Source organism: Undibacterium sp. Ji49W, from assembly GCF_049340205.1.
Lineage (GTDB): Bacteria > Pseudomonadota > Gammaproteobacteria > Burkholderiales > Burkholderiaceae_D > Undibacterium.
The window spans coordinates 104508-130973 of sequence record NZ_JBMPOW010000014.1 but is presented as its reverse complement, the minus strand read 5'-3'; the positions used below and the strand labels follow the sequence as shown (position 1 = coordinate 130973).

Annotated in this window: 21 protein-coding genes; 16 read left to right on the top strand and 5 right to left on the bottom strand. The window is 52.4% G+C overall.

Features of this window, described 5'->3' with window-relative positions:
* Positions 1-173: 173 nt before the first annotated feature.
* From ACO0LK_RS17860 to ACO0LK_RS17850, 3 genes are read left to right on the top strand one after another with little or no spacing between them, the layout of a single operon-like run.
* The gene (locus ACO0LK_RS17860; protein ID WP_422977369.1) at positions 174-1325 is read left to right on the top strand and encodes an efflux RND transporter periplasmic adaptor subunit; all 1152 of its coding nucleotides are present in this window, start codon (positions 174-176) and stop codon (positions 1323-1325) included.
* Positions 1318-4434, top strand: a complete 3117-nt coding sequence (locus ACO0LK_RS17855) for an efflux RND transporter permease subunit (protein WP_422977367.1) — start codon at positions 1318-1320, stop codon at positions 4432-4434. Before ACO0LK_RS17860 ends, ACO0LK_RS17855 begins: the two co-directional genes overlap by 8 nt.
* A gap of 9 nt (positions 4435-4443) precedes the next feature.
* On the top strand, positions 4444-5799 hold the full coding sequence (locus ACO0LK_RS17850; protein WP_422977365.1) for a TolC family protein: 1356 nt from the start codon (positions 4444-4446) through the stop codon (positions 5797-5799).
* A 145-nt stretch (positions 5800-5944) separates the two neighbouring features.
* Here ACO0LK_RS17850 and ACO0LK_RS17845 read toward each other — a convergent pair whose 3' ends face one another.
* Entirely contained in the window at positions 5945-6427 is a 483-nt protein-coding gene (locus ACO0LK_RS17845) for an Hsp20 family protein (protein WP_422977363.1), read from the bottom strand.
* Positions 6428-6684: 257 nt separating this feature from the next.
* Here ACO0LK_RS17845 and ACO0LK_RS17840 point away from each other — a divergent pair, with 257 nt between their 5' ends.
* Positions 6685-7236 carry a thymidine kinase gene (locus tag ACO0LK_RS17840; protein WP_422977361.1) on the top strand — a complete coding sequence of 184 codons (552 nt, stop codon included), beginning with the start codon at positions 6685-6687 and terminating at the stop codon, positions 7234-7236.
* 100 nt (positions 7237-7336) lie between these two features.
* On the opposite strand, the gene ACO0LK_RS17835 is transcribed toward ACO0LK_RS17840, so the two are convergent.
* Positions 7337-8944: a cytochrome C gene (locus tag ACO0LK_RS17835; RefSeq protein WP_422977359.1), complete on the bottom strand. Its 1608-nt coding sequence runs from the start codon at positions 8942-8944 to the stop codon at positions 7337-7339.
* Between the two features lie 253 nt (positions 8945-9197).
* Here ACO0LK_RS17835 and ACO0LK_RS17830 point away from each other — a divergent pair, with 253 nt between their 5' ends.
* Positions 9198-10718, top strand: a complete 1521-nt coding sequence (locus ACO0LK_RS17830; RefSeq protein WP_422977357.1) for an ATP-binding protein — start codon at positions 9198-9200, stop codon at positions 10716-10718.
* Between the two features lie 45 nt (positions 10719-10763).
* Entirely contained in the window at positions 10764-11444 is a 681-nt protein-coding gene (locus tag ACO0LK_RS17825; protein WP_422977355.1) for a response regulator, read from the top strand.
* Positions 11445-11485: 41 nt separating this feature from the next.
* On the opposite strand, the gene ACO0LK_RS17820 is transcribed toward ACO0LK_RS17825, so the two are convergent.
* The gene (locus ACO0LK_RS17820; protein ID WP_422977353.1) at positions 11486-12061 is read right to left on the bottom strand and encodes a DUF3455 domain-containing protein; all 576 of its coding nucleotides are present in this window, start codon (positions 12059-12061) and stop codon (positions 11486-11488) included.
* Positions 12062-12441: 380 nt separating this feature from the next.
* Here ACO0LK_RS17820 and rlmF point away from each other — a divergent pair, with 380 nt between their 5' ends.
* Entirely contained in the window at positions 12442-13437 is a 996-nt protein-coding gene (gene rlmF / locus ACO0LK_RS17815) for a 23S rRNA (adenine(1618)-N(6))-methyltransferase RlmF (RefSeq protein WP_422977351.1), read from the top strand.
* Between the two features lie 193 nt (positions 13438-13630).
* Positions 13631-14875 carry a nitronate monooxygenase gene (locus tag ACO0LK_RS17810; protein WP_422977349.1) on the top strand — a complete coding sequence of 415 codons (1245 nt, stop codon included), beginning with the start codon at positions 13631-13633 and terminating at the stop codon, positions 14873-14875.
* Positions 14876-15004: 129 nt separating this feature from the next.
* Here ACO0LK_RS17810 and ACO0LK_RS17805 read toward each other — a convergent pair whose 3' ends face one another.
* Positions 15005-15517 carry a YHS domain-containing (seleno)protein gene (locus tag ACO0LK_RS17805; protein ID WP_422977347.1) on the bottom strand — a complete coding sequence of 171 codons (513 nt, stop codon included), beginning with the start codon at positions 15515-15517 and terminating at the stop codon, positions 15005-15007.
* Positions 15518-15897: 380 nt separating this feature from the next.
* On the opposite strand from ACO0LK_RS17805, the gene ACO0LK_RS17800 reads away from it, so the two are divergent.
* Positions 15898-17319: an ammonium transporter gene (locus ACO0LK_RS17800; protein ID WP_422977345.1), complete on the top strand. Its 1422-nt coding sequence runs from the start codon at positions 15898-15900 to the stop codon at positions 17317-17319.
* Positions 17316-17720 (top strand): hypothetical protein, encoded by a 405-nt coding sequence (locus tag ACO0LK_RS17795; protein ID WP_422977344.1) that lies wholly within the window; start codon positions 17316-17318, stop codon positions 17718-17720. The genes ACO0LK_RS17800 and ACO0LK_RS17795 overlap by 4 nt, the downstream gene beginning before the upstream one ends.
* Before the next feature lie 133 nt (positions 17721-17853).
* On the opposite strand, the gene ACO0LK_RS17790 is transcribed toward ACO0LK_RS17795, so the two are convergent.
* The gene (locus ACO0LK_RS17790) at positions 17854-18429 is read right to left on the bottom strand and encodes a hypothetical protein (protein WP_422977342.1); all 576 of its coding nucleotides are present in this window, start codon (positions 18427-18429) and stop codon (positions 17854-17856) included.
* Positions 18430-18779: 350 nt separating this feature from the next.
* On the opposite strand from ACO0LK_RS17790, the gene ACO0LK_RS17785 reads away from it, so the two are divergent.
* From ACO0LK_RS17785 to ACO0LK_RS17760, 6 genes are all read left to right on the top strand, one after another.
* Complete coding sequence (locus tag ACO0LK_RS17785; protein WP_422977340.1) at positions 18780-20081, top strand: hypothetical protein; 1302 nt, start codon at positions 18780-18782, stop codon at positions 20079-20081.
* 140 nt (positions 20082-20221) lie between these two features.
* The gene (locus ACO0LK_RS17780) at positions 20222-21001 is read left to right on the top strand and encodes a FadR/GntR family transcriptional regulator (protein ID WP_422977338.1); all 780 of its coding nucleotides are present in this window, start codon (positions 20222-20224) and stop codon (positions 20999-21001) included.
* Positions 21002-21322: 321 nt separating this feature from the next.
* Complete coding sequence (gene kdgD / locus ACO0LK_RS17775) at positions 21323-22234, top strand: 5-dehydro-4-deoxyglucarate dehydratase (protein WP_186946225.1); 912 nt, start codon at positions 21323-21325, stop codon at positions 22232-22234.
* A 122-nt stretch (positions 22235-22356) separates the two neighbouring features.
* The gene (locus tag ACO0LK_RS17770) at positions 22357-23934 is read left to right on the top strand and encodes an aldehyde dehydrogenase (NADP(+)) (protein ID WP_422977336.1); all 1578 of its coding nucleotides are present in this window, start codon (positions 22357-22359) and stop codon (positions 23932-23934) included.
* A gap of 169 nt (positions 23935-24103) precedes the next feature.
* Entirely contained in the window at positions 24104-25477 is a 1374-nt protein-coding gene (locus tag ACO0LK_RS17765; RefSeq protein ID WP_422977334.1) for an MFS transporter, read from the top strand.
* 11 nt (positions 25478-25488) lie between these two features.
* Positions 25489-26415 (top strand): SMP-30/gluconolactonase/LRE family protein, encoded by a 927-nt coding sequence (locus ACO0LK_RS17760; protein WP_422977332.1) that lies wholly within the window; start codon positions 25489-25491, stop codon positions 26413-26415.
* Positions 26416-26466 lie beyond the last annotated feature (51 nt).

Below are 26466 nucleotides of genomic sequence, written 5' to 3'. Positions count from 1 at the left end.
TCCATACCTCTTCCACGCTATTTTTCATTGTCAGCTTATTGTCAGCCTCCTGTCATGTTGACGACAGAATGCCTTGCTATCCTGCCCGGAAATTTGTAATTGACTATTTGCTGCGGCAAACACCTGGCGGCCTTAGTTTGCTTTGCTGTCAGGTGCATTCCCTTGAGGTGAAAATGAATAAGAACAATATCAGTTTGCATACGCTGGGCGTACTGCTCGCCCCCGTCTGTCTGGGCATGTTGCTGTCTGGCTGCAACAAAGCAGAGGTACCAGCATCCAAAAAAGAAGCTGCGGACGAAGCCAAACTACCCCTGATCCGGGAAGCGGCAGGGATACGCCTGCCTGAGACATCGCCGCTACGGAAATCGATCGCTGTTGCTGCCGTGACTGAACAAACGGTAGAACGCGCCATCATCATTCCCGGCACGATTGAGCTGGATGCGGCAACGTCCATCAAGGTGGTGCCCCCGGTAGCCGGGCGCATACTGCAGTTGAACAAACGTCTGGGCGACAAAGTCAACGCAGGCGACGTACTGTTTTCCATAGATTCTGCCGATATTGCCACGGCCTACAGCGATGCCAGCAAGGCACAAAGTGCGCTTTTATTGGCAAAACGCAACTTGCAGCGCCAGAAAGATCTGGTGGATGCAGAGATTGCCGCACGTAAAGATTATGAACAGGCAGAAGCAGATTATTCCCAGGCCAGCTCGGAAGTGGGCCGCACCAAAGCGCGTCTGACACAACTTGGTGTCAGCCAGGATGCTGGTGCCGGTCACCACTACCAGTTACGTTCGCCAATAGCCGGACGTGTCATTGAATTAAGCGCCGCACAGGGCGGTTTCTGGAATGACACCAATGCACCTCTGATGACTGTGGCTGACTTGTCCACTGTCTGGATGACCGCCAGTGTCGCCGAGAAAGACTTGCCACTGGTGTTTGCCGGGCAGGCCGCCAAAATCACCCTGAATGCCTATGACAATGAAGTCTTTGAAGGCAAGATACGCTATGTCGGTGATGTCATTGATGCCGATACCCGCAGCGTCAAGGTCAGGATTGCCATTGACAACAAGTCGGGACGTTTCAAACCTGGCATGTATGCCAAGGTCAATCTCAGCGGTCAAGCCCATCAGGCACCGGCCATTCCTGCGTCAGCCGTGGTACAGAATGGTTTCAATACCCGTGTGTTTGTAGAAAAAACACCCTGGGTGTTTGAACCACGCATCGTCAAGACTGGCGCGCAAGTGGGCGACAAACTGGAAATCCTGTCTGGCCTGAAAGTGGGTGAACGCATCGTCGTCAAAGAGGGAGTGCTCCTCAATGATTGAACATATCGTCAAAGTCAGTTTCGCCCGGCGCGGCATCGTCTGGCTGGTCTTTATCCTGGTCGCCATGTATGGCATCTACTGCTGGAATCAGTTGCCGCTGGAAGCGTATCCGGATATCGCCGATACCACTTCGCAGGTAGTGACACAGGTCAGTGGCCTGGCGGCTGAAGAAGTTGAAAAGCAGATCACGATACCGCTGGAACGCGAAATCATGGGTACGCCGGGCATGCACGTGATGCGCTCCAAGAGCACTTTCGGCCTGTCCCTGATCACCGTCGTGTTCCAGGATGGTACGGAAGATTACTGGTCACGCCAGCGTTTGCAGGAGCGTATCAGCGCCGTTACCCTGCCCTATGGTGCGCAGCCCGGCCTTGATCCGCTGACATCACCCATAGGCGAGATATATCGCTACACGCTGGAATCCAAAAGCCGTGACCTGCGTGAATTGTCCGAACTCCAGTTCTGGAAAGTAATCCCGCGTCTGAAACAGGTGGCGGGTGTGGCCGATGTCACCAATTTTGGTGGCATCACCACCCAGTTCCAGCTGGAATTTGAGCCTGAAAAACTCAGCAAATATAACCTGAGCCTGGCGCAAATCACGCAGGCCATCAATGCCAATAACGCCAGTGCTGGCGGCAGCATACTGACACGTGGACAGCAAGGTTTTGTCGTGCGTGGCATAGGCCTGATCAGCGGCCTTGATGATCTGGGCAATATCATGATCACGCAAAAAAATGGCGTGCCGGTCTTGCTGAAAGATCTGGGCGAAGTCAAGCTCGGCAATCAGGAACGCAGTGGCATACTCGGCAAGAATGAAAATCCTGACACGGTAGAGGGCATCACTTTGCTGCTGAAAGGTCAAAATCCATCCAAGGTACTGGAAGGTGTGCATGCCGCAGTCAAGGACTTGAATGAAAATGTCTTGCCCAAGGATGTCAAGGTCGTGCCTTACCTGGACCGCACCATGCTGGTGGAGGCCACCCTGCACACGGTAGGCAGAACCCTGCTCGAAGGCATGGTTCTGGTGACGCTGGTGTTGCTGCTTTTCCTTGGTAGCCCGCGTGCTGCGCTGATTGTTGCAGTGACGATACCCATGTCTTTGCTGACGGCATTCATCTTCATGCACCACTTCAAGATACCGGCCAATTTGCTGTCGCTGGGTTCCATCGATTTCGGTATCGTGGTAGATGGTGCGATTGTGGTCATGGAGCAGATACTGCGCAAGTTTGAAGAAGATGGCGGCAAACCCCTGACGGCCAAAGATGTGATGGCAGCCGCCTTGCAGGTCAGCAAACCCATCTTTTTCGGCATGGTCGTGATTATCACTGCCTACCTGCCGCTGTTCATGTTCCAGCGCATAGAGTACAAATTGTTTTCACCAATGGCATTTGCAATAGGCTTTGCCCTGTTCGGTGCACTGGTGGTGTCGCTGGTACTGATACCCGGCCTGGCCTATGAAGCGTATAAAAAGCCGCGCAAGGTATTCCATAACCCGGTGCTGGAAAAATTTGCTTCCATCTATAAACCCGTCCTGGAAAAAGTCGTCAACTCACCCCGCCTGACGATTGCGGCATTTGTATTTGCCTTTGCCGCCGTCGTGGGCCTAGGCGCCAGCATAGGCCGTGATTTTTTGCCTACCCTGGATGAGGGTTCGATCTGGCTGCAGGTCACTTTGCCACCAGGTATCTCGCTGGAAAAAGCTGGCAGCATGTCTGATGAACTGAGGAAAGCTACGATGGAGTTCAAGGAAGTGTCTGCCATCGTCACGCAACTGGGGCGCAACGATGAAGGCACGGACCCATGGACGCCTTCTCACATCGAGGTCAGCGTCACCCTGCATCCGTATGACACCTGGAAATCTGGCTGGAGCAAACAGGAACTCATAGAAAAAATGGCGCAACGCTTTGAGAAACTGCCCGGTACCCATGTCGGCTTCACGCAACCCATGATAGATGGTGTACTGGACAAGCTTGCCGGTGCCCACAGTGACCTGGTAGCCAAAGTGTACGGTAATGATTTCAAGGAATCGCGCCGCATAGCCAAAGAAGTGGAAAACACGCTGAAAGCCGTACCCGGTGCAGAAAATGTCATTATCGAACAGGAACCACCCTTGCCGCAGATACGCATCGAAGTCGATCGTGCGGCATCTGCCAGGTATGGCGTCAACGTTGCTGATATCACCGACCTGATAGGCACAGGCATAGGTGGCAAACCGATAGCCCAGTTGTTTATTGATGAACGTCACTATGACATAGGCGTACGCTTCAGCAAGGAATCCCGCAATACCCCGGATGCCCTGGGCAACCTGATGCTGACCTCATCCAGCGGTGCCCGGATCCCGTTGGCACAGGTAGCCAGCATACGTCTGGATGATGGTGAAAGCACCATCACGCGGGAAATGGGCAAGCGTCACCTGACTGTCGGTCTGGGGCTGAAAGGGCGTGATCTGGCTTCTTTCCTCGATGACGCCAAGGAACAGGTGGAAGCCAAAGTCAACTACGATCATTCCAAATTCCAGATTACCTGGGGTGGCCAGTTTGAAAATCAGCAACGTGCCCAGGCCAGACTGGCTGTGATTTTACCTGTCGTGGTGGCCTTGATGTTCATCCTGCTGTTTGGACAATTCAGGAACCTGCGCCAACCGGCGTTGATATTGATGGCCGTGCCACTGGGCGCTATCGGTGGTTTGTGCGCTCTGCATTTGCGCGGCATGACGCTGAATGTATCCAGCGCGGTGGGTTTTATCGCCCTGTTTGGGGTTGCCGTGATGGATGGGATTTTGATGGTGTCGAACCTGAATCGTATACGTGCCGAAGGCAAATTGTCATTGCAGGATGTGGTACTGCAAGGCGCACGCGAGCGTTTCCGACCAGTACTGATGACCGCCAGCGTTGCTGCGCTGGGCTTGCTGCCCGCCGCCATCGCCCACGGCCTGGGCAGTGATGTGCAGCGCCCGCTGGCCACGGTTGTGGTGGGTGGTTTGATCACGGCAACCGGGCTGACGCTGGTATGGCTGCCAGGTCTCTACTATCTGATAGAAAAATATATGGAAAACAAAAACAATAAAGCTGCCGCGCACCATGATGCCAGCGTCGCGGATGCAGTATAAGGAATCATCATGCAAAAAATCAAGAAGCAAAAATCTCGTGCCCTCCAGCTGATATGCGGTCTGCTGCCACTGTTACCACTATTGCTGCAGTTGCCTGCTCATGCACAAGTCAATGCACAGGTCACTGCGCCGACAGCAACGGTCAGCATGCAGCAATACCTGGCTGCCGTAGAAAACAATAGCCTCGATTTGCAGGCGCAGCAAGAACTTATAGCAAGTGCCAGGGCTGGCATTTCCGTCGCCGGTGTACGGCCAGATCCGCAATTGACGGCTGGTATTGATTCCAAGGAATTGTATGGCCCGAACAAGCCCAATACCGCCACCACCTCCATCGCAGGCATCGCCATTACCCTGGAAACCGCCAACAAGAGAGGTGCAAGGATACAGGCGGCAGAAAGCAATGTACGCCTGACCGAAGCCGGTGTCTCGGCCTACCGGCGGCAGCTATTGAGCGACGCCTCCAATGCTTTTACGGAAGCCTGCCGTTCTGCGATGTCGCTGGCACGCCGGGACAACAGCCTGAATGCCATGCGCGATATTGTGAAGATGAATGAAACACGCTTTAAAACCGGTGATATAGGCAAGCTGGAGTTGGTGCAGTCAAAAGTCGAAGCCGATCGTTTTGCCATGGATGTCACCAGCGCCCGTGCTGATACCATCAATGCTGAAGCACAATTATCGAATTTCCTTGGAAAGAACTATCAAGATATTTTTGCAGACAGAAAATTGGATTGTAGCTATCAGCAGGACGATGTGATAGCAGATCTGGCAACGCTGACACGGCAAGCACTGGAAAAACGGGAAGACATACAAGTGGCGCGCTCAGCCAGCGAGAATGCGAAGGACAATATAGAACTGGCCAAAGCCAATCGCTGGATAGATCCGGTAGTCAATCTTGGTATCAAGAACACCCCCAGGGTGAATGCGATACAAAATGCCAGCGGTACGGTGACGAACTCTCCGGCAGAACGCTCGAATCCACTGAGCCTGACCGTCACGATTCCTATTCCTTTTTCACGCATGCAAAGCGGTGAGCTAAGCCAGGCACAATCGGCACTGACGCAGGCGCAGCTGCAATTGCGTTCAACCCTGATGAAGGCAGAAACCGAAGTGAGGAGCAGCTATCTGCAATATCAGGCTGCCTTGCAAAATATCAAAAACTACAAGGAGCACGTATTGGATGATTCCGATCGCTTACTACAGAGCGTGCGCACCAGCTATCGCAAAGGGGCGGCGTCCATGCTTGAACTCTTGAATGCCCAGCGCAATGCTGATGAAATTTATCAAGCTTATCTACAGGCAGAAGCCACCCTGGCGATTGCCAGAATCAAACTACAGCAAAGTACGGCTTATCAGATGAAATAGCGCATTGAAATAATGCGTTTGTATTGCAGGCAAACGAAAACATGAAAGCATGGGCTTGCCCATGCTTTTTAATTTCATTTCCGGCGACTGGGCCCATGCATGCATGAGCCCAATTTATTGCTTAATTTATTGCTTAATTTAATGCTTAAGCGACCTGACGTTGCAATTGGTTTTGCACCTGATTTTGTGACTCGACCAGTTGCAGATTATCGGCATCAATCAGGATGCGGCGTGGTTTGTGGGCTTCTGGAATTTCACGCACCAGTTCGATATTCAGCAAGCCATTGTCCAGACGGGCACTGATGACTTTGACGTGATCGGCGAGACGGAAACGGTGTTCGAAATCACGCGAGGCAATGCCACGGTGCAGGAAGTTGCGTGTGCCTTCGGCTTTTTGACGGCGACCGACGATTTTCAGGGTATCGCGTTCAGATTCGATATCGATTTCACTACGGTCAAAACCTGCAACTGCCATGGTGATTGCATATTTATCTTCCGCAATCAGTTCGATATTGTAAGGGGGGTAGCTGGGTGCTGTTTCAGCACGTTGAGCATCATCAAATAACTGGGCCAGACGGTCAAAACCGATAGCGGAACGATACAGGGGAGCGAAGTCAAAATTGCGCATGATAATATCCTTTTAAATTGAAGCGATATAAATTAAATGTTTGGAAACTATTTTTTAAAACGGTTACTTCTGGACTGCGGTAGCAAACCTCATGTTCGAGCATCTGCTGAGTAGAAAATGGCGCTTAGCCAAATAGTTTCAAGACCCTGAGATCAAATTTTTTTTGAAATTTTTTTGCTTCAATAAAATCAACAACAAACCGACTGTTCTCACCGGCAACACTTGTAACAGTTTTAAGGAACCAACAGGAAACATGCATGGCCAAGCTCTACTTCAGATATTCAGCAATGAACGCAGGAAAATCCACAGCACTTTTACAGGTAGCCCACAACTATGAAGAACAGGGGCAAAAAGTCCGTCTGTACACTGCTGCCATAGACAACCGTTATGGCGCCGGCAAAGTCACTTCACGCCTGGGGCCACAAAGACAGGCTGAAGTTTTCGATACGCATTTTGATTTTCTGGCGGAAGCACCGAAGGTCAGTTGTGTACTGGTGGATGAAGCACAATTTTTGTCCGCCGACCAGGTCAGGCAACTACATCAACTGGCACAGGTACGTGGTGTGCCTGTGATCTGTTATGGCTTGCGCAGTGATTTCTTGGGCGAGCCTTTTACCGGCTCGGCTTATCTGCTGGCACTGGCTGACGATATAGAAGAACTAAAAAATATCTGTGGCTGCGGGAAAAAAGCGACGATGAATATTCGCGTCGATGCCAACGGCAAACGCATGAAAACCGGCGAGCAGATTGATATCGGTGGCAATGAGCGTTATCAGCATGTATGTGGGCGCTGCTTTTACGCTGCTTAATTCAGAACTTGCACACGAGGATGCAGGGGCCGTGCAGCTTCTGCCTTCAAGACAAAAGAGCAGACTCAGGGTCTGCTCTTTTTACATCTGGAAAACTGTTTCAAAGTACCTTCAGGAACTCTGTCAGATCGATAATTTCCTGTGGAGTCAATCCTATATTGAAACGCTTGTCATAGAACTTTACGACATCAGTCAGCTCAACCATGCCGCCGTTATGGAAGTAAGGTGAACGTGCTTCGATGGCGCGCAGGCTGGGCACCTTGAAGCGACCGATGTCCTGCCATTTGCCAGTGTTCATGGCCCTGCCGGGATCGGTAGTTTCCATGACCTCACCAGTCAGTTTATTCCTTAGCGTGTACAGGGGCATATCTGGTGTGCGCAGGCTGGCATCGGATACGCCGGTGTTGAACAGCCGTGGCACTGAATGCGAACCGACATTGCCTACACTATGGCAACTGGTGCAGGTCGCCCTTTGCAAAGCCACACGCAATTCACCATTGAAGCCGGCAACACCGCTGACATTGAAGGGTTTGTTATTGAAAATCTGCTCGCCCCTGGCGACAGATGCCCTGGCAATGTTGATAGCCGAAGGTGGTTGGCCTGGCTGCCCGGGTCGGCCCTGAGCTGGCGGGATAGGTGGGGTTGGCCGGTCAAGCCCGCGCCATGTGCTAAACATGGCCATGACATTGCGGTCAAATGGCGCACCGCTCACGTAGTCACCCACGTCGATGTCGTTGATGCCGAAATAAAAATTGTTCTTTGCCAGTTCCAGCGGACCACCTTTGGCACCGGCATCGGTCAGATTACCAGCGGTCAGGCTGGTGATCTGTGCCGTGAACAAGGTTTTTTCAAAATCAACGATGCTGCGCTGTTCGGCAGCAGTCAGCCCCTGTGCAGCTTGTGCATGGCCAGTCACTGCGCTATTGGACTGATGCAGCAGGTCAAGGTCGGTAGTGGCAAAACATTGCAGGGGGCGGCTATTGCGTATGCACAGATTTGATCGCGCATCGGCAAAGGTTTCACGCGCATCCCACATCACGGTACTGAGAAACTTCAGATTGGTGGTTGGCATGGGACGACGGAATAGCGACAGCTCTTTGGTGCTGGCATAACCATAGGGATCGTCGACTTTGACCAGGGTAAATTCTGCATCGGCAGGAACAGCCAGCCCTACCCTGATAAGCCCCTTGGTCAACAACATGCTATAGGCAAGGCGTTTCTGATCTATGGTAGCGGTTAGGGCATTGGGAGAATTGGCACCGTCATTCAAGGCAAAAACCGGATCGCTGCCATTGGTTTGCGTAAATCTGTCCTGCAGATTATCCGGACGTATGCTCCAGCCCTGGCTTTCCTGATGACAACTGGCGCAACTGCGGCCATTACCAAAGGCTTTGAAGAAGGCATTGCCCTTGTCTATGCTGCCGGTAGTCGATACCGTCAAGGCTGCCCCTTCGCCATTGGCAAGAGATACCAGCGAAGGCTGCTCGGCTGGTGCTGCTGGAGCAACTGGTGCTGGTGCAAGCAATGCGGCTGCGCTACTGTTTGGCGGAACGGCTTGCGGGCTGTTAGCCGTCCCCGTGCTGGCAGTACCGGTATCGCCACCGCATGCGCCGAGACTCAGCACCATCAGCAGGGCAATGGGCAACTGCGTTCTGCGACGGATGCCATACAGGCTTACAGAGTTGTTTGATACTGTACTTGATCTCATTTGAAATCCTCCTTCGAGTTTAATTTTTTTTACTCAAGAAGCCTGGCATTCTCTGCACGAAGTTCTGAGACTGGGTACAGGATGAAGGCCGAATATGGAGAAAAAATGAAGATAACGAGACTTTTTCAAGCGCAGGAAACAATAAAACCACATCAAATATTTATTCGCGGAACACCATGTTTACTCCACGATTGCTCCATAATTGGCTGGCAATATGGCAAATTGATACCATTCTCAGCAAGGTTCTTACCGCATGCGTCTCACCATAGCCCGCAAATTAGCCTTGGCCATTACGGCCATCGTGATCATCAGCATAGGTACGCTGGCCTGGGTGACCAGTCAGAATCTGAAGAGCGGCTTCATTGCCTATCTGAGCGATCTGGAAAAACAGGATCTGGTCAGGCTTAGCACCATGCTGGCCGAAGACTACCGGCAATACGGCAATTTTGACCGTTTCCAGGCGGATCGCCGCCCCATGCGGGACTTGCTGGATCAGTTGCGCAGCAAGCCGCGCCCTGATAATGAAGACCCACAGTCTCCTCCACCCAGACGGCGTCAGGCAGTTGAAGATGATGATAGACCGCCTCCACCACCGCCAGTCAGGTTCGGAGAAACACCACCGCCGCCACCACCGACACGGGATACCGGCGCGCCACCAGAGCAAAGACCACCGGTTGATCCCATGCGGTTTGGACAACGCCTTTCACTCATAGATAAAAATGGCCATGCGCTGATTGGCCCTGCCGATGCACCTGGCAGTGTGCAGGCCATCATGCTGGGTCCGGAAAGAGTAGGCACCCTGCGGCTGGCACCGTTGCGGCAGCTATCCAATGCCAGCGCCATCGACTTTGTCAGTGTGCAGGTACGTCATACCTTGCTGCTGGCAGGTGCACTGATACTGGTTGCGGTCGGGTTTTCATTATGGCTGGCCAGGCATCTGTTAAGGCCACTGAAATCCCTGCATGCAGTAACGGCACGCATTTCCAAGGGTCAGTTTCAGGCCAGGGCCGACATCATCAGCCAGGATGAGCTGGGTGATCTGGCGCAGGATATCAATATCATGGCGCAAAACCTGGAAAGAAATGAAGCACAAAGAAGCCGCATGCTGGCCGACATCTCGCATGAACTGCGCACTCCACTGACGGTGATACAGGGTGAGATAGAAGCCCTGATCGATGGCATACGCAATATCTCGCCGGCGGCACTGGAATCCCTGCACGCCGAAGTGCGCCATCTGAACAAGCTGGTGGATGATATACGGCAGCTGACCCTGGCCGATGCCGGTGATTTGCATTATCAATTCCAGGCCATGGATTTGCGCCCTTTGTTGCAAGACATGTTGCAACGCTTTGCATTGCGCATGGAACAGGCTGGCTTGCGCCTGGAAAGTCATCTGGGTGAGCTGCCAGTCTGGGTGAATGCCGACGGTAGCCGTCTGACCCAGGTGCTGGGCAATTTGCTGGAAAACAGCATACGTTATACCGATAGCGGTGGCATAATTTTGTGTACACTGGCACGTAACGGTGCGATGCTGGAACTGAGCTTGGAAGACAGCGCCCCGGGTGTACCGGACAGCAGCCATGCCTTGCTGTTTGATCGCCTATACCGCGCAGACAGTGCACGCAACCGCAGCAGTGGCGGCAGTGGTCTGGGGCTGGCGATTTGCAAAGTGATTGTTGAAGCACATGGGGGACGTATCCATGCCGCAGCATCATTACTGGGGGGAGTAAAAATAAGCCTGCAATTACCCTGCATCAGTCCCAGGAACGCATAGGACATAAACAAAGAAATAAGCAAGGAAATCAACAAGGAAATAAATATGGACAGCGGCACCCGCATACTCATCGTTGAAGATGATCTGAAGATCGCTGCCCTGCTTAAGGATTATTTGCTGGCCGCCGGGTATCAGGTCAGCCATGAAGCAAATGGCAGGCTGGCGCTGGAACAACTCAGACTATCGCAACCCGACCTGATCTTGCTCGACCTGATGTTGCCTGAAGTCGATGGCATCAGCATCTGCCGGGAAGTACGCCAGTTCAGCCAGCTACCCATCATCATGCTGACCGCCAGGGTGGAAGAAGTAGACCGCCTGCTGGGCCTGGATACGGGCGCGGATGATTATGTATGCAAACCCTTCAGTCCACGTGAAGTGGTGGCGCGCGTCAGAGTGCATTTGCGCCGCAGTATGGCTAGTCTGTCTGCTGCCGGGCAATCCCGCTTCTTCATCGACAAACAGCAATTGCGCATACTGGTGGATGCCCAGCCTTTGAACCTGACACCGGTGGAATTTCGCCTGCTGTCCGAATTCATCAGCCACCCTGAGCGGGTATTTTCACGCCAGCAATTGCTGGATTTTGCGCATGAAGACCAGCGTGATATCAATGATAGAACCGTAGATACGCATATCAAGAACATACGCAAAAAAATACAGGGCAGGCTACCGGGCAATGAATGCCTGCACTCTGTGTATGGCGTGGGCTACCGTTTTGAATTGCCTTAGTGGATTGTCTTAGCAGGCTGTAGCAGTCCACTAACCGGCAATCAGTTTGCCTTGAAAAAATAGTAAGTGGCTTTGTACGGTGTGCGTGATTCTGCCCCCAGCTGGAAATCCGAACAACCGGTCAGTGGCGCCTTGCCGCCTACAGTTACCACGCGCTGCACGCTGGTGATGCCGGAAAACGTGCCGCTGTCTGAGCTGGATTTGGCTTTCAGCAATAACCAGGGGATGGCATTGGTATCCATGCTTTCACTTTTGGCGACGACCTCTGCCACGACTTTACTGCCGTCATTCGCTTCCCAGGTTGGGCCTTCATAGTGCTTACCCAGCTTCACGCTGTTTGCATCGTGACTGGCATATAACTCTGCCAAAGGTGCGCGGAATACCCATTCAAATTTTTTGGGGCCGCCCTTATTCGCCTTGCATTCATAGATCTGTACGCCTGTTGCGGCCATTTGAAATGCCAACACTTCACCGGCTGGTGCTTTCAGGTTGACGGGTACGCTGACTACCTGCGTTACCGGAGCGACAGGTGCCGCTGTATGTTTGACGGGTGCGGTCGAACAGGCGGACAGGACAGCAATGGCAGACAGGCTACCGACAAGAGCGATTTTTTTCATTTTTTTATACCTTTCAATAAGATGTTCAAGGCACTCAATCACCGCAAGCGACAGCAAATGCCTGATACCCCCCGGGTTTGGCACTGCATCAGGCGTTCGTATGCACATACCCTCATCAGGCGCACTGGCTCATCACCTGCGGCGGACCCAATTTTCTGTGGGCAGATTTTAACAATAGTGTTTCAAAATAAATAAAACACTTACGGAATTTTACAACCTCACGGTCGCATGCAAGTCCCTTAACTTAAATATGGCTGGCAATCATTGCTCCGTATAAACTTCGTTTTGTAGTGAACAGGCATAGTGCCTTCATGGGACAATACGGGTCGGGCATCCTGCCTGAGTACCGGCTAGCATTGTGAATGGATGGATCAGGCTTCATGAGTGACAAGAACAGCAAAGAAAAAAGGAATCAGGCTGCCGGGCAATTGCTGCATCCGCGCAATCGCCATCAGGGCCGCTATGACTTTGCTGAGCTGATCAAGGCAGAACCGGCATTGGCGCCGTGCCTGACACATAATCCGGCGGGCGAGACCACGGTCGATTTTGCCGATCCGCTGGCAGTCAAATTACTCAACAAGGCTTTACTGCGCAGCAACTATGGCGTGCGTGACTGGGACATTCCACCAGAAAATCTTTGCCCGCCAGTGCCAGGCAGGGCCGATTATCTGCATTATCTGGCCGACTTGCTGGCTGGCAGCAATCAGGGACGCATTCCCAAAGGCAGGCAGGTATCTGCTTTGGATATAGGCACGGGTGCCAGTTGCATTTACCCATTATTAGGCAACAGTGAATATGGCTGGTCATTTTGTGCCAGCGATATCAATGCAGGCTCACTGGCCAATGCCCAGGCCATACTCGACCGTAATCCCGGCCTGGGCGCACAGATACAACTGCGTCATCAGACAAATGCGCAATCCCTGTTCAAAAACATGGTTGCGGATGATGAATGGTTTGATGTCAGTCTGTGTAATCCGCCCTTTCATAGCTCTGCGGCAGAAGCGCAGGCTGGCAGCATGCGCAAGTGGGAAAACCTGAAGAAAACCGGTAATCCGGATCAGACCGGGCCTGTTTTGAACTTCAGCGGTCACGATGCTGAACTCTGGTGTGAAGGCGGGGAACTGGCGTTTATCAAGAAAATGATCGTAGAAAGCGCGACTATACCCACAAAAATTTTATGGTTTTCCAGCCTGGTATCCAAGTCAGCCAATTTGCCCGCAATCAACGCGGCCTTGAAGCAGGTCAAGGTCAGTGATCAGAAAACCATTATCATGAGCCAGGGAAATAAAGAAAGCCGCCTGGTCGCCTGGACCTTCCTGAACACCAGTCAACATGCAGCCTGGGCCAAATTACGTTGGTCAAATAACAAGAAATAAATGGCAGGCTGAAGAAATTAAACGCTGTACAGAATATAATTTTACCTGTGCGGGCAAGGGCTGGCTTACAATCTCGTTCGTCTTCCGGATTGCGACACTAAGCAATCCAGAAATAAGCAATAAATAAGCAATCTGGTTGGGCAGTATGTGCGTCGCGTGATTTACTTTTGAGCAAAATGTGTCAAGGATAACAATGAAACGTGTAGATGATTTCCGCCTGAAGCTGGGCAAAGATGAGCTGGTTCCTATCATGATCGGTGGCATGGGTGTCGATATTTCCACTGCTGAACTGGCTCTGGTTGCTGCACGTCTCGGTGGTATTGGCCATATTTCTGATGCCATGGTGCAGGATGTCTCTGATCGTCGTTTCGATACCAGCTTTGTCAAGGAAAAGACCAAGTTCTACAAATACAATATCAACAACTCCGACAAAACCGACATCAAGTTCAACCTGGATCAACTGGCCGAAGCCACACGCCTGCATATAGGCAAGACCATGGAAGCCAAGCAGGGCACAGGCATGATCTTTGTCAACTGCATGGAAAAGCTGACCATGAATGGTCCACGCGAAACCCTGAAGGTACGCCTGGAATCTTCACTGGATGCCGGTATCGATGGCATCACCATGAGTGCCGGTCTGCATCTGAGCTCCTTTGGCCTGATCGCTGATCATCCGCGCTTTCGCGATGCCAAACTGGGCATCATCGTTTCTTCGGTACGTGCATTGCAATTATTCCTGCGCAAGAATTCCCGCCTGAACCGTCTGCCGGACTATGTCATCGTTGAAGGCCCACTGGCTGGCGGCCATCTGGGCTTTGGCATGGACTGGGCTGAATATGATCTGCAAACCATCATTACCGAAATCGTCCAGTATCTGAAGGCAGAAAATCTGGATATCCCGTTAATTGCGGCTGGCGGTATTTTCACCGGCAGCGATGCCGTGTCTTTCATGGAAAACGGCGCTGCCGGCGTGCAGGTGGCGACCCGCTTTACCGTCACCAATGAATGCGGCTTGCCTGCCAGCGTCAAGCAGGAATACTTCAAGGCCAGTGAAAACGATATCGAAGTCAACAATATCTCGCCTACCGGCTACCCCATGCGCATGCTGAAAAACACGCCAGCGATTGGCGATGGCATACGCCCTGGCTGTGAATCATACGGCTACTTGCTGGACGGCAATGGCAACTGCGCCTACATCACGTCCTATAACCGTGAAGTGGCAGCACATCCTGATGCCAAGAAAATCTCTGTCATGGACAAGACTTGCCTGTGCACGCATATGCGCAATTTCAATTGCTGGACTTGTGGGCAAATGACATATCGTCTGAAAGACACTACCCGCAAACTGCCGGATGGCACTTACGAATTACTGAGTGCGGAACATGTGTTCCGCGATTATCAATTCAGTGTGGATCACCAGATTGCCTTGCCTGCATAAGTAAAAAAATAAGTTACAGAAATAAGTCGCTGCGCTGAATGAAAAACGCCGCTTTGGCCTCCGGGCAAAGCGGCTTTTTTCATGGGTGCCAGAAACCATTTCATCAATAGGGGTGAGATGAGTTCTGGTTCAGAGTTCAGATGGCTTCTTGCTGGCGATGGTTTTCCAGTTAGTTTTTGCCAGCTCGATATTGCCAGCAATATCCTTGGACCATATCGCACGGATTTTGGTATCGAGATTGAAGTAGAGTTTGTTGTCAACGATGTCGTAGACATCCGGATCAGCAACAAATTTCTTGCCTATGGATGCGCCATAAGCACAGTAGCCACCGAATGCAGGCAGATACTTTTCCGGATTCGCCAGGAAAGTTTTTTTGTTTTCTTCGCTGGTGAACAGATAATCCACACCCTCCACAGTCGCCACATGGTGGCCAGTGCCATGAGCCGGTTTTTCGCTGGTAAAAAAGGTGGTGAGATCATAACCACGGGCACCGATGACGCTGTTGGCAACTGTATCCGCTGCACTGATGCCGGGTACTGCTGCCAACGACAAAATAGCCACCGCCGACAGGAAAATGCGCTTAAATTTGCTGACGAGGTTGGTAACCAGGTTAGCTGCCAGACTGCTGGATGTGCGTGTCATATTGTGTTCCTCTGAATGGTTGAAACAGGATTTGGTTTTCGCTTTGCTAGTGCACAGCGAATGACAGGCACTGTAAGACAGTTCATCAATGTATAGAATAGTTAAAATATTGAATTCATTATTCCTTAAAATGGAATAACAAGACGTATTAATCCCTCAAACAGGCATCAGCACTTTGTATGTGCAAAGTTATGCCGCACGGTAATATTTGCTTACATTTTGGTGCATGCATGCGCCTTCACTGGTATCACCGGTCATGCAATTCCCTGAAATAGCCTTCAGCAAGCGCAAATTCACTGGTATCAGCCTTGGCATGAAAAGTGCTGCATCGCAAACAATACTGTGTGTCATTGACGATGTTTTTTGAAAAGGCTAGTTTGATGAAAATACGCGTACTCTCCAGCTTGCTGCTTTCCTTGTCTCTCAGTCTGTGTCTGTACGGTGGCACCTGTAATGCACAGGCCGAGCCTCCTGTTGCGGCTTCGGTCACTACAGCGGCCGCACCCGTAATTGCCCCCACTGCTCCCACTGCGCCAGTTCCCAATGTAGCCCCACCCGCAATGACCAAACCAGGCATGATCTCGGCCGACAAGATCAGCGCTGGTGACACGGCCTGGATGCTGACCTCAACTGCGCTGGTATTACTGATGACCATTCCTGGCCTGGCTCTGTTTTATACCGGCATGGTGCGCAAGAAGAATGCGCTGGGCACGATGGCGCATAGCCTGGCAACTACCTGCATCGTCACCGTCTTGTGGGTGGTGCTGGGTTACAGTCTGGTGTTCACGGCGGGCTCACCATATATGGGCGGCCTGGACAGGTTCATGCTGCATGGTGTGAGCTTTTTGAAAGAAGCTGGTCAGCTAAGCGTGCATCAACTGGCACCGACAATACCGGAAAGCGTATTTCTGATGTTCCAGATGACATTCGCCATCATCACCCCTGCCCTGATCACGGGTGCCTTTGCCGAACGCATGAAATTTTCTGCCCTGCTGCTATTCATTACCCTGTGGTCACTGCTGGTGTATGTGCCGGTTGCCCACTGGGTATGGGAACCGGCAGGCTGGCTGGCGGCGCGTGGCGTGCTGGACTTTGCCGGCGGCACGGTAGTGCATATCAATGCCGGTGTGTCTGGCCTGGTGGCAGCACTGATCGTCGGGCCGCGCCTGGGGTTTGGCAAGGAACCGATGCCACCCCATAATTTATTGCTGACAGCCATAGGCGCATCCCTGCTGTGGGTGGGCTGGTTTGGCTTCAATGCCGGTTCTGCCGGCGCAGCAGATGGCCGCGCCGGGCTGGCCATGCTGGTGACACAGGTGGCTACCGCAGTTTCTGCACTGGCCTGGATGTTTGTGGAGTGGTTGCGTCGTGGTAAACCATCGGTACTGGGTATTGTTTCCGGTGCGGTCGCTGGCTTGGTGGCGATCACCCCTGCTTCAGGCTTTGTCGACCTGACTGGTGCGCTGGTCATTGGTGCCGTTGCCGGTGTCGCCTGCTACTGGGGTGCTACTTCGCTCAAATCCATGGGCGGCTACGATGATTCGCTCGATGTATTTGGCGTGCATGCCATAGGCGGTATTGTCGGCGCGCTGTTGACTGGGGTCTTTGCATTAAAGAGCATAGGCGGTGCCGATGGCAGCCTGGCCACTCAGGCGTTTGGCGTCATCGTCACGGTGATTTATTCGGGTGCTGTGACTGCCGTCATTCTATGGCTGGTCAAAATCACCATTGGTTTGCGCGTCACTAAAGAGCAGGAAAGAGAAGGGCTTGATCTTGAACTTCACGGGGAGCATATCTTATGAGCACCAGTACCTTAGTCCAGAATGCCATGTCAGACAATCTTGCATTTTCCCTCATGGCACGTCTGCACGTGATATTGCGGCGACAAATTGGGCGCGTGACAGACATTGAATACATGCGCGTCAACCCGGCCTATTGCCGGGCGATGCTGGATCTGTCGATGGGCTTGCCAAACGACGACCTGCATGAAATCTGCCTGAAGCTGGAAGACATCTACTTTGGTGAAGATGGCCTGTTTGTTGCGCCACCGCCAGCAGGGCCTTTGCTGGCAAGACTGTCTGCCACCCAGAAATTGCGTCCCAAAGCGCCTAGTCTGGAAGACGACAGTATCATGCAGGTACCGATGCCACCACCTGATCATAACGCCATGGTCGACCAGACCTATATAGGCAGGCTGCGCTAAACTGTGCAGGCACTGCAACGCTGCGAGGCTTGATCACGAGCCTCTGTCAGACGTAGTTCAGACAATTTTCTGGCCCATATTCTATGGGTCTAGCCTCACTTATGCCCTGCGCTGGCAACTGCGCATCCGCATGTTATGGCGATACGGCCTGTGCAACATGAAAAGTCTTGCTTATGTTACGTATCGCCCCTGTCCACAAGATCAGGGCCATGCCGGCACAGGCATAGGGATCAGCCGGGCCACCAGACAATACAAACGGAAAGACACATGCAAACAGGCAGATGACTGTCCCCATCAACTTATGTCCGGGATTTTGAAATATCGTCGCCAGCGGAAAGAAATGCAGGCCAATCACCATTATGGCCGCCGGTGTCACCCATGCCGACAAGCCGACATTATTCAATACATTGATGATCACCAAAAGTGCGCCCCACTGCACCGCATTGACGATATAAAAACGGCGTGCCCTCTTCTGTTTTTGCTCTGCATTCCCGGCTTCAAGTGCATGTCTGAAGCCACGGTATCTGGTCATCGCCAGCATGAAGATAAACAGGCCACCAGCAGCGATGATGAGATTGACGACGCTGTTGCCCGCGAAGGCACGCTGATTCCATAAAACCAGCCAGAAACTGCCAAAAACGGCATACACCATGGCACCTTTGAGGCGATTGGCAAAAACTGTGGCAGCGGGGCTGGAATTGAAAGACATACTATTTCCCAATCAATGTTGAGGCGTTGCCGGATTTTCCTGTGGCCGCCAAGTGAATGTGATGCAGAGGTAATCTGCACGCTTAAGCAACAGTATGATCAAAGCTTGTAGCCGACATCAGAGCAAACTGTCAGCAATTGCGGGTGACAAATGTCACCTGTAGTCAAGCTTTGGGCATGCTTTGCTCCGGGCGGAAAGGCCCTGCCACGAAGCGCGTGATTGCTTTGTCATTTCTTTCATGGCAGCATAGGCTGGTTTCGGCTGACTGCGGCAAGCTGTCAGCGTCGTTGTCAGTGCAGGAATTGGTCACCATCTAGTCAGAATCAGTGAAATCAAGCGGGAGATATCAGGTGCATGTCCTTATCATTATTGTGTTGTTACTGGCTTTGGCCTATGTCGTCAATCTGCTGATGCAACAGAAAAACGCCGCAGGCAATCAGGAAACCGGGACACAACACCCACAAAATCACGTACAGCAAGCGCATCTGGACCGGAATGCGGCAGGCATGGCCGTTGCATTCATTTCCGAGGGCAAGCTGTTTTATCGCGCTGGCCACGGCGAAGTGAAACAACTGCACAGTCCCTATGTGCAGGAAATGATAGACAAGATGGAAAAGCACCAGGAAAGACATGCCTGGAAACAGGGTACCAGCTTTGGCGTCTCTGCCTCTGGCGGCATGCGTCGCTTCAATGATGAAAAGGCGCAGATCATTGCCACCTCAATGCAGTTTGATCAGGAGCAGAACATGCTCTATTTCCTCAAGGATGAGGTCATGGGTGGTCTGTTTTCATTCAACCCGGAAACTGGCGTTGAAAAGCGCATACTGCACAAGCAGAACCTGAACCTGGCTGACCTGAATCTGGATACCGGCAGCGGCAAGATACTGGCTTCGGCCATAAGCAAGGCCGGTAGTGCCAACCTGGTCATGCTCAATTCCGATGGCGAGCAGTACCGCGAATTGACGGCGGGCGACACCCTTGACACCTCGCCGGCCTGGATACCTGGTGCAGAAAAGCAGCTTCTATATCAATCCACAGGAATAGCCCGTGATAAAAGCGGCCTGATGCTGGCCGAGGGCAATGCCAGCATACAAATGCTGGACATGAAGAGCGGCTCCATTAGCCCCATCCTGGATGATCCGCAATTTGATTTCCTGCATCCGCGTGTCTGTCCGCAAGGAAATCTGCATTTTATCCGCCGCCCGTATGAACCACCGCGCTACGCCACCGGCATGGCTTTGCAGGATTTGCTGCTGTTTCCCTTCCGCCTGTTACGGGCAGTATTCCATTACCTTAATTTCTTTTCCCTCATGTATAGCCGCAAGCCACTGACCAGTGCATCAGGGCCAGCCATGCAGGCAGACCTGAAGGAAATCATACTCAAGGGCAAACGTATTGATGCAGAAAAAGCCTTGCGCAAGGAAAACCGTATTAACGGCATCCCATCACTGGTGCCCTCATCCTGGCAATTGATTAGCCGCGACCGGCAGGGGCAAGAGACGGTACTGGCCCGTAATGTCGTGTCTTATGATATGCGACCCGACGGCAGCATTGTGTATTCCAATGGTCGCGGAGTATTCTTGCTGGGCCAGGGTGAATTATCCAGCCTGATATTGAAAAGCGACCTGGTGGCGGAAGTCATCGCGCAATGATGCACATGCTGGCTCAGAGTGGAAACAATGCAGATAAGCCACAAATAGTGCATTTTAAATAAGTGATACGTCATCATACAACATCATGATGACGACTTGATGTAAAATCAGTGCATCTTCGTAAGGTCTAGCTTGACACAATGGAAACTCAGCAAATAGCCAATTCCCCCCCTAGCGTAAGGCGTCACAAGAGTCTGTCCCAAGGGCTGGTTGAGAACATTACGAACAATATCAAAAATGCCGTATTCAAACCCGGTGAAAAACTTCCGACCGAATCCGCCATCATGCAATTGTACGGCGTCAGCCGTACCGTGGTGCGTGAAGCGATCTCGCATTTGCAGGCAGCGGGGCTGGTACAGACACGACATGGCATAGGTACCTTCATCCTGGAGCCAGTCAGCAGTACTCTGGGTATTTCGCGTGAAGCCATTATCACGGTCAGGGACGTGCTCGACATATTGGAACTGAGGATCAGCCTGGAAACCGAAGCCGCCTGGCTGGCAGCATCTCGCCGCACGGAAGAGCAGTTGGCCGAACTGGCAAGCGCTCTGAACGATATCCTGACCAAAAAAACCAGGGATACGGAATCGGTGAATGCCGATGTACGCTTTCACCTGCTGATCGCCCAGGCAACGGGGAACCGCTATTTTGTCGACATCCTCAGTGATCTGGGCACCACCATCATCCCTCGTGCGAGGCTGAATTCTGCGGCGCTGAATCTGGGCACCACCAGTAGCTATATAGATAAAGTCAATCACGAACATGAGGATATCTATAGCGCCATCCTGCGCAAAGACCCGGAAGCAGCCCGCGCCGCCATGCGTACCCACCTGAGCAATAGCAGGGAAAGACTGCGCCAGGCACAACTGCGCATGGAAGAAGAAGCAACTTCTGGACAGGCTGAAAATCAGGCTACCTGATGCCTGCATCGTCAAAAGCTTAAATAAGCAACATCAACACATGACTGCTGGGCCGTAACTACGTTAACTGCATCGTAATTAGCGTAGTTACCGCAAATCCGGCCAGCATTCTCCCACCTGCCCCTGAGCACTGAAAAGCGACTCAGGACAGCAAATAAAATAAAGCACAATAAATAAAAACGATGCTTGCAGTCTTTGATTTTAAGTTGTACGATGACGTACATCCTAACAAGTATCACCCAAAGATTAAGCAAGACGAATACTCTACAAACCGATTTTCATCCTTATTTCACTTATCTACACTTACTCTCAGGAGACATCATGAACCCACAAGATCTGAAGCAGATACTTTCCTCTGGCCTGCTCTCTTTCCCACTGACCGACTTTGATGCGGCGGGCGATTTCAATGCAAAAACCTATGCAGAGCGCCTGGAATGGCTGGCTCCTTACGGTGCCAGCGCCCTGTTTGCTGCTGGCGGCACAGGCGAATTCTTTTCTTTGACAGCCAACGAATATTCGGACGTGATCCGCACTGCTGTCGATACCTGCCGTGGCAAAGTGCCTATCCTGGCTGGTGCCGGTGGCCCAACCCGTCAGGCAATCGCTTATGCGCAAGAAGCACAGCGCCTTGGTGCCCACGGTATCCTGTTGTTGCCACATTACCTGACTGAAGCCAGCCAGGACGGCCTGATCCGTCACGTGGAAGAAGTCTGTGCATCCGTGGATTTTGGCGTCGTGGTCTATAACCGCGGTATTTGCCGTCTGACTGCTGATTCCCTGGAAATACTGGCAGCACGTTGCCCTAACCTGATCGGTTTCAAAGACGGTATCGGTGATATTGAACTGATGGTTTCCATCTGGCGTCGTATGGGCGACCGTTTCAGCTACCTGGGTGGTTTGCCTACTGCTGAAGTCTATGCAGCCGCTTACAAGGCACTGGGTGTTCCAGTCTATTCTTCCGCTGTATTCAACTTCATGCCAAAACTGGCAATGGACTTCTACCACGCAGTTGCAGCGGACGACAGCACTACAGTCAATCGCCTGATTGATGACTTCTTCCTGCCTTATCTGGAGATCCGCAATCGCAAATCCGGTTATGCTGTGAGTATCGTCAAGGCTGGTGCGCGTCTGGTTGGTCATAGTGCTGGTCCAGTCCGTGCACCATTGACAGACCTGACAGCAGCAGAAGATGAAATGCTGCTCAAACTGATTCTGAAACAAGGTCCACAATAAGCTGTATAAAGACGAAGCTGCGCAGCCTGTGCTGTCGCAGCTTCGTCTTTGCGTTTTACAAAACTCATCATTAACACCATGCTGTCATCCCTGCATCTGATGCAGGAAAGAAGGAGAACATAATGCAGATTACCGGCAAAATGCTTATCGGTAAAAATTCGGTGTTTGGCCTGGCTGGCAACATCAATGCCATCGACCCATCCACCAACCAGCAAATCGAACCCGTTTTCGGCTTCGCCACCGCTGACGATGTTCAACAAGCTTGCGATCTGGCAGGTCAGGCATTTGATACCTATCGCGAAACCAGTCTGGAACAACGTGCCAGCTTCCTGGAAACCATTGCGACTGGCATCATGGATCTGGGCCCTGTCCTGATCGAGCGTGCAGCGCAAGAAACCGGCCTGCCGGTAGCACGTCTGGAAGGCGAACGCGGTCGCACAGTCAATCAACTGCGCCTGTTTGCCAAAGTGGTACGCGACGGTTACTTCCTCGATGCGACCATTGATTCCGCTCTGCCAGAGCGTGCACCGCCAAGGCCAGATCTGCGCCTGCGCAAAATTGCGCTGGGTCCGGTTGCTGTATTTGGTGCCAGCAATTTCCCGCTGGCATTTTCCGTTGCTGGCGGCGATACCGCATCGGCACTGGCTGCAGGTTGCCCGGTCGTCGTCAAGGCCCATAATGCCCATTTGGGTACCGCTGAACTGGTTGGCCGCGTCATACAAAAAGCAGTCGCTGATTGCGGCCTGCCTGAAGGCGTATTCTCCATGCTGGTCGGTGCCGGTAGCCAGGTTGGTCAGCAACTGGTTGGTCACCCTGCCATCAAGGCAGTCGGCTTTACTGGTTCACGCTCGGGTGGTCTGGCTTTGGTACGTACTGCCGGTCAAAGAAAAGAGCCTATCCCTGTATATGCAGAGATGAGCAGTATCAATCCGGTTTTCTTGCTGGATGATGCCTTGAAAACACAAACAGCACAGCTGGCACAAAACTTTGTCGATTCACTGACACTCGGTGCCGGTCAGTTCTGTACCAACCCTGGTCTGGTAATTGCCATTGACAGCGACGCTGCACGCAGCTTCCTGGAACTGGCCGGACAAGCGCTGGAGAAAAAACAGGCTTCGACCATGTTGACACCTGGCATCCACCAGGCATATGTCAAAGGCAGCAGCCATCTGGCAGAAATCGCTGACCTGACACTGGTCGGCAAAGGCCAGCCAGCAGAATCCCCATGTGCGGCACAAGCTGTGTTGTCAGTTTGCAGCGGCAGTACTTTCCTGACGACAGCAGCATTGCAGGAGGAAGTCTTTGGTCCATCATCGATCGCCATCCTGTGCAAAGACTTCAATGAAGTCCTGCAAGTGCTGGAATCGCTGGAAGGCCAATTGACGGCTACCGTACATGCGACTGCAGCAGACCATGCACTGGCGAAGAAACTGTTGCCAGGGCTGGAAAGAAAAGCGGGCCGCATTTTGTTCAATGGCTTCCCTACCGGTGTTGAAGTGGCGCATGCCATGGTACACGGCGGACCGTTCCCTGCCACATCCGACAGCCGCAGCACCTCGGTTGGCGCAAAGGCCATAGATCGCTTCTTGCGCCCTGTGTGTTATCAAGCAATTCCTGCCGACCTGTTGCCGGCAGCATTGCAGGATAACAATCCGCTGCAACTGGCTCGTTTGATCGATGGAAAACTGACCCTGGCATGATGCCAGACCGGGCTGGTCCTGCTTTCGCATTGCAGGCCAGATTGCAGTCCAGCCCGGTCAGTCAGTGACAAATAAGTGACAAATGAGTGACAAATAAGCAGCAAGCAAGTACAGAGTGAGCACACGAACAAGATGTGCCAATCATGAACAACTACAAGGAGACGCTCAGATGAGCCAGCAATCCGTAGGCAAATACCGGTGGACCATATGTGCCCTGCTATTTTTCGCCACCACTGTAAATTATCTTGATCGTCAGGTACTCAGCCTGCTGGCACCTGATCTGTCCAAAGAGTTTGGCTGGACGAATACCGACTATGCCAATATTACTGCCGCATTCCAGTTCGTGTATGCGATTTCCATGCTGTTTGCCGGTCGCCTGATCGACAAGATAGGTACCAAGAAAGCCTACCTGCTGGCGATTGCGGTCTGGTCGCTGGGTGCGATCATGCATGCCTATTCCATCTTTGTAGGCCAGGCTGTTGCCAACACCTTTGCAGCATTGGGTCTGGCTGCGGTACCGGTGTCTGTAGCCGGTTTCATGATTTCACGCGCAGTACTGGCCTTTGGTGAGGCGGGTAACTTCCCGGCTGCCATCAAGGCAACGGCAGAGTATTTCCCTAAACAGGAACGTTCGTTTGCCACCGGTATTTTCAATTCCGGCGCGAATATCGGCGCCATCCTGGCACCACTGACCGTACCTTGGATCGCAGCAACCTGGGGTTGGGAAACAGCCTTCATCGTCATCGGTGCCATCGGTTTTATCTGGATGATTTTCTGGAACATGTTCTATGAAAGACCAGAAAAACAGAAATACCTGTCCGCTGCCGAGCTGGCGTATATCAATAGCGGCGACACACAGAATCCTGAACCAGTCGCGACTGAAGAAACACCAGGCAAGAAAATCTCATGGATGAAGCTGTTGTCGTATAAACAGACCTGGGCATTCGTCATCGGCAAGTTCATGACGGACGGTATCTGGTGGTTCTTCCTGTTCTGGCTGCCGAAATATCTGGAAGCGCAGTACCAGATGCATAAAACCGACATCGTCATACCGTTGGCTGTGTTGTACAGTATGACCATGATAGGCAGTATTGGTGGCGGCTGGTTCCCCAGCTATTTCATGAAGCGTGGTTATAGTGCCTATGATGGCCGCATGCGTGCGATGCTGGTGATTGCCCTGTTCCCGCTGGTAGTATTGCTGGCACAACCACTGGGCTATCTGGGACCATGGATACCTGTACTGTTGATCGGTGTAGGTACGTCTGCGCACCAGGCCTGGTCGGCAAATATTTTCACTACCGTGTCTGATATGTTCCCGAAAAAATCGGTTGCTTCCATTGTCGGTATTGGCGGTATGGCCGGCGGTATCGGTGGCGTGCTGGTTTCAAAAATCGGCGGCTGGCTGTTTGATTACTACGGTAGTCTTGGCCATATCCAAACCGGTTACACCATCATGTTTACATTCTGCGCGGTGGCTTATCTGCTGGCGTGGAGCATGATGAAGTTCCTGGTGCCTACCTACAAAGAAATCACTGACTTATAACATCGCGCCTCATGACTCAGCATTCAGCTCAACTCACATCTCCGTTTCCGGATCTGGAAGCGATACCGGCGGTCAGTTGCACCGTCGGTGAAAGCCCGATGTGGCATGCACAACAGGCGGCCTGGTACTGGGTGGATATCCCGGCAAAAACCATCTGGAAGCTGGATGCGGGTTCTGGTGAACTGCGGTCATGGCAGACGACTGAAATGGTCGCCAGCATCGCGCTGAAAGACGATGGTGATTTTATCGCCGGCATGGAAAGCGGCATTTTCAATCTGCATCTGGGTACAGGCTCAGCAGCACTGCAAACCCACCTGGCCGCACCAGATACACTGGGCACAGGCATGCGTTTCAATGATGGCCGTTGCGACCGTCAGGGCCGGTTCTGGAGTGGCACCATGTTCATGGACATGGCTGCTGCCAAAGCAATCGGCCTGCTGTATCGTTATTCACAGCAACAAGGCTTGTCCACGCCTTTCGTCAGCAATTTGCTGACGCAAAACGGCCTGGCCTGGTCACCGGACGGCAAGACCATGTACCTGTCGGATTCGCATCCGGTCAGCCAGACCATCTGGACATTTGATTACGATGTGGACGACGGTGTGCCGCATGGGCAACGTGTGTTCATGGATATGAAGCCATTAGCCGGACGCCCCGATGGCGCAGCCATGGATGTCGATGGCTGTTACTGGATATGCGGTAATGATGGTGGTTGCCTGTTGCGCTTCACACCAACAGGCAGGCTGGACAGAACCATTCCCTTGCCGATGGCGAAACCATCGATGTGTACATTTGGCGGTACAAATATGGATACCCTGCTGGTGACATCCATTGGTGCCGGCAAGGCCGAGCATGATCAATGGGCCGGCAGCCTGATACTGGTGCGCCCGGGTGTGTGCGGCGTACCGGAAACCCCTTTTGCAACTACCCTGAACTGAATTTTTGCATATCAGGCCGGATCATAGATAGCGATACCGCCTGTTGCAGTA